The 4,330-nt window shown below is 73.9% G+C and carries 3 protein-coding genes; 1 reads left to right on the plus strand and 2 read right to left on the minus strand.

Annotated elements, in window-relative coordinates; translation table 11 throughout:
• Nucleotides 1–206: 206 nt before the first annotated feature.
• Entirely contained in the window at nt 207–1,217 is a 1,011-nt protein-coding gene (locus DMH08_RS38745; protein WP_125621217.1) for a hemolysin family protein, read from the minus strand.
• A complete protein-coding gene (locus DMH08_RS38750) occupies nt 1,205–2,626 on the minus strand; it encodes a hemolysin family protein (protein WP_125621219.1) in 1,422 nt (473 codons plus the stop codon). Before DMH08_RS38750 ends, DMH08_RS38745 begins: the two co-directional genes overlap by 13 nt.
• A gap of 306 nt (nt 2,627–2,932) precedes the next feature.
• Here DMH08_RS38750 and DMH08_RS38755 point away from each other — a divergent pair, with 306 nt between their 5' ends.
• Nucleotides 2,933–4,168, plus strand: a complete 1,236-nt coding sequence (locus tag DMH08_RS38755; RefSeq protein WP_233618068.1) for a hypothetical protein — start codon at nt 2,933–2,935, stop codon at nt 4,166–4,168.
• The last annotated feature ends 162 nt before the right edge of the window (nt 4,169–4,330 follow it).

Below are 4,330 nucleotides of genomic sequence, written 5' to 3' on the forward strand. Positions count from 1 at the left end.
GGGGAGGGGGAGGACGGCCGTGGGGATCTCGGACTCGGGGACGTACGTGGGGACGGACTCGTCCCCCGGTCCGCTCGTTGACTTGTTCACCGACGCCATCCCCGTCCCGATCGACCTCGCGGCCGTTTCTCTCCTCTTCTGCTCCTGTCTAACGTCTCACATCCGCCGAAAGTGCGGGCGCGTGATGATCTTCACGGGCGGACGGGTCAGTGCGGGTTGGTCGCGAGGAGTTCGGCGAGCAGGTCGTCGAGGGTGACGATGCCCGTGAACTCGCCTTCGGCGTCGTGGACGACGGCGAGCGGCGCGCGGGTGCGGCGGAGGCGGCTGACGGCGTCGAGGACGGTGGTCTCGGCGGTGAGGACGGGCGCGGGGTGTGCGAGGTCGGCGGCGCGGCGGTCGCCGTTCGGTTCGGTGATCGCCGCTCGGACGTGCACGATGCCGAGGACGTCGGGCCCGCGGACGAGGAGGCGGCTGTGTCCGCTCGCGGTGGCGACGCGCCGGATCTGCGCGGCGGTCGCGTCCTGGGCGATCGTGGTGACGGCGGTCGCGGGGACGACGAGGCGGCCCACGGTGACTTCGCGCGCGGAGATGGCGCGGCGCAGGAGTTCGTGGTCGTGCCGGCCGATGAGTCCGAGGCGTCGGGATTCGCCGAGGAGGTGGCTGAGCCGGGCGGGGTCGGTGTGCTCGTCGAGTTCGTCCTTCGGTGTGACGCGGAAGAGGCGCAGCAGGGCGTTCGTCGTCGCGTTGAGCGAGGCCAGGACGGGACGGGAGACCTTCGCGAACGCGCGGAACGGGAGCGCGAGGAGGAGCGCGGCCCGCTCGGGGTGGGTGATCGCCCAGGACTTGGGGGCCATCTCGCCGATGACCATGTGCAGGAACGTGACGACGGCGAGGGCGCACGCGAGGGCGATCGCCTTCGAGCCGGCTTCGGGCACGCCGAGGGCGTGCAGGGGCGGTTCGAGGAAGTGCTCGAAGGCGGGTTCGGTGACGATGGCGAGGCCGAGCGAGCACATCGTGATGCCGAACTGGGCGCCGGCGAGCATCAGGGACAGTTCGCGGACGCCCGCGAGGGCGGCGACGGCGGGGCGGCTGCCGGACGCGGCGGCCCGTTCGAGCTGGGGGCGGCCGGCGGCGACGAGCGCGAACTCGGCGGCGACGAAGAAGCCGTTGCCGGCGAGGAGCAGGACGGTGATCAGGAGGGTGGTCAGCGGGTCCATGCGGCCTCCTGGTCGACGGCCTCCCGGCGGGCCGCCTCCGGACGGTCCGCGTCCGCGTCCGCGGCGTCGGCGGCGGCCTCGTCACCCGCCACGCTGATCTTCACTTTCTGCGCGACCCGCCGCGCGATCGAGACGACTTCGAGTTCGACGCGGCCGCCGGGGGCGCGGGGCGACACGGGCAGGCCGAGGTCGAGGGTGAGGCGGTCGCCGGGGGCGGGGAGGCGGCGCAGTTCGGCCATGACGAGCCCGCCGAGGGTGTCGTAGGAGTCGCCTTCGGGGAGGGGGAGGCCGATGAGCCGGGAGACCTCGTCGACGCGCAGGCCGGCGTCGACGAGCCAGGAGCCGTCGGGCGCGGACGTGGGGGCGTCCTCGTGGGCGTCGGTCTCGTCGGCGATCTCGCCGACGAGTTCTTCGGCGACGTCCTCGAAGGTGAGGATGCCGGCGAGGCCGCCGTACTCGTCGACGACGCACGCGAACTCCTCGCCGGTCTCGCGCATCTGCTCGATGACGCCGTACAGCGGCTGGCTGCCGGGGACGAGCAGGGCGGGACGGGCGATGCGGGCGAGGGGCGTCGCGGGGTCGAGGGAGTCGTCGGCGACTTCGCGGGCGCCCGCGACGCCGACGATGTCGTCGACCTCGGTGCCGTAGACGGGGTAGGTGCTGTGCCCGGTGTCGCGGATGAGGGCGATGAGGTCGCCGGCGGTGGCGTCGGCGGGCATGGAGCGGACCTGGGGGCGGGGGACCATGACCTCGTCGGCGGTGCGGTCGCCGAAGGAGAGGGCGCGTTCGAGCAGGCCGGACAGGTCGGCGGGCAGGTGCCCGGAGCTGTGCGACTTGCCGATGATGTCGCCGAGTTCCTCGAGGGTCGCGCCGCTGTGGAGTTCTTCGACGGGTTCGACGCCGACGGCGCGGAGGAGCCGTTCGGCGGAACGGTCGAACAGCCGGATCAGCGGCCCGAAGACCGTCAGGTAGACGAGGGTGGACGCGGCGAGAGCGCGCGCCAGGGATTCGGCGCGGGCGAGCGCGAGGTTCTTCGGGAACAGTTCGCCGAGGAGCATCTGGATGAGCGTCGCGAGGACGAATCCGGTGGCGAGGGCGATCGCTCCGGTGGCGCCTTCGGGGATTCCGGTGACGGCGAGGAGCGGTTCGATCAGTTCGGCGAGGGCGGGTTTGGCGATGAAGCCGACCACGAGGGTCGTCATCGTGATGCCCAGCTGGGCGCCGGAGAGCATGAACGACACGCGGCCGATGACCTTCACGGCCCGTTTGGCGGAGGTGTCGCCGCGTGCGGCGGCCTGCTCGAGCGCCGCGCGGTCGGCGGCGACGAAGGCGAATTCCTGTGCGACGAAATAGCCGGTGGCGGCGGTGAGGACGATCACCGCGAGCACACCCAGTACAGCGGTTACCACGATGCACCGGGTCTATGACTGGGGTCCGACACTGCGGACTCACTGCTCCTTTCAGCTGAGGCTCATCTGGGTAACGCCATCTTGCGCCATGACGTTCCCGGTGGAAAGAGTACGGCCACGGCTTTCGAACGCCGGAAGCCGTGGGGCGGCGGGGAGGGTGCCTGTGGAGAAAGAAGCTTGTCTCGCCTAGTGTCACGGATCACACTTGATGGGGAGTGTCTGCCCGATCCTGGTGCGATCCGTGCTCCCAGACGCACGGTCGGGCGACGCGCCCCCACGGGGACCTAGAGAAGACGCGGGGCTGACGTGGACGAGAGCGGGGCCGGGGCCGCCGCGCCCATGAGCCGGGAGGGGGTCGACCATGCCCTGCGCGGGCTCGAAGCGGAACGCGACCGCATCTCGGTGTCGCTGGTGGAGCTGGAGGGGCACGAGGGGCTGCGGCTGCTGAAGGGCGCCCGCCTGATGGGGGAGACGTTCCGGCGCTGGGAGGCGGCGCGGGCGCGGCTGGAGCTGCTGTGGCGGCTGTTCGAGGCGTACCGGGGGGTGCTGGACGAGGCGTCGGGGCTGCGCGACCGGTCGTCCCGCCCGGACGTGGCGACGCTGGCGGAGCTGTCGGGGCTGCTGTCGGGGGCGTCGGTGCCGCTGCCGGACGGCGAGGTGCCGCTGGCGGACCGGACGCTGCTGGGGCCGCGGGAGCGGAGCGTCCCGCTGGACGAGGCGGTGGCGCTGATGTCGGAGGCGTTCGAGTTCGTGGCGCGGGAGGTCGCGGCGGCGGACGCGGCGTGGTCGGCGCTGCTGCTGCCGCTGGAGGAGGCGGAGGCGCAGTGGCGGGACGCGGCGAAGCTGGCGCACGCGCTGGACGGCACGCGGCATCCGGAGCTCGACCGGCTGGGCCGGGAGCTGACGGCGCTGGGCCGGGTGGTGCGCACCGATCCGCTGTCGCTGGTGCGGGACGGACGCGCGGACACGTCGCGGCTCGACCGGCTGTGCGGGACGCTGCGGGCGCTGGGCGACGAGCTGGCGGGCGTGACGCGGATGCGGGACGGCTACGCGGGGGTGGCGGCGCGGCTGGCGGAGTCGGTCGAGGAGGTCGCGGGCGTCGAGGCGGAGGCGGCCGAGGCGTACGCGACGGTGCGGGTGAAGATCGGGTCGTCGACGGTGCCGGAGCCGGCGCGGGGCCTGGCGGCGGGGCTGCGGGACCGGCTGGCCGCGCTGGAGCGGCTGCGGGAGGCGGGCCGCTGGGTGGAGCTGGCGGGGCGGGTGGCGGAGCTGGAGCGGACGGCGGAGGACGCGCTGGAGCGGGCGCGCAGCGATCTGCGGTTGAGCACGGGCCTGCTGGACCGGCGGGCGGAGCTGCGGGGGCGGCTCGACGCGTACCGGGCGAAGGCGGCGCGGCTGGGGCTGGCGGAGGACGAGCGGTTGAGCGCCCTGTACGAGGAGGCGCGGGACGTGCTGTGGACGGCGCCGTGCGATCTGCGCCGGGCGACGGCGCTGCTGGCGGAGTACCAGCGGACGGTCCGGGCGGGTGAGGCCGCCCGATGATCCGGTGCGCCCAGCCCGGCTGCGCGGGCGTCGTGGACGAGGACGGCTTCTGCGACGTCTGCGGTATGGCGCCCCCGGACGAGCCGCCGCCGGACCCGCCGGGGTCCGGCGCGTCCCTCGGTTCGGCCGCGACGATGCCGGGCGGGGCGCACGGGCCGGGCG

Source organism: Actinomadura sp. WAC 06369, from assembly GCF_003947565.1.
GTDB lineage: Bacteria > Actinomycetota > Actinomycetes > Streptosporangiales > Streptosporangiaceae > Spirillospora > Spirillospora rifamycini.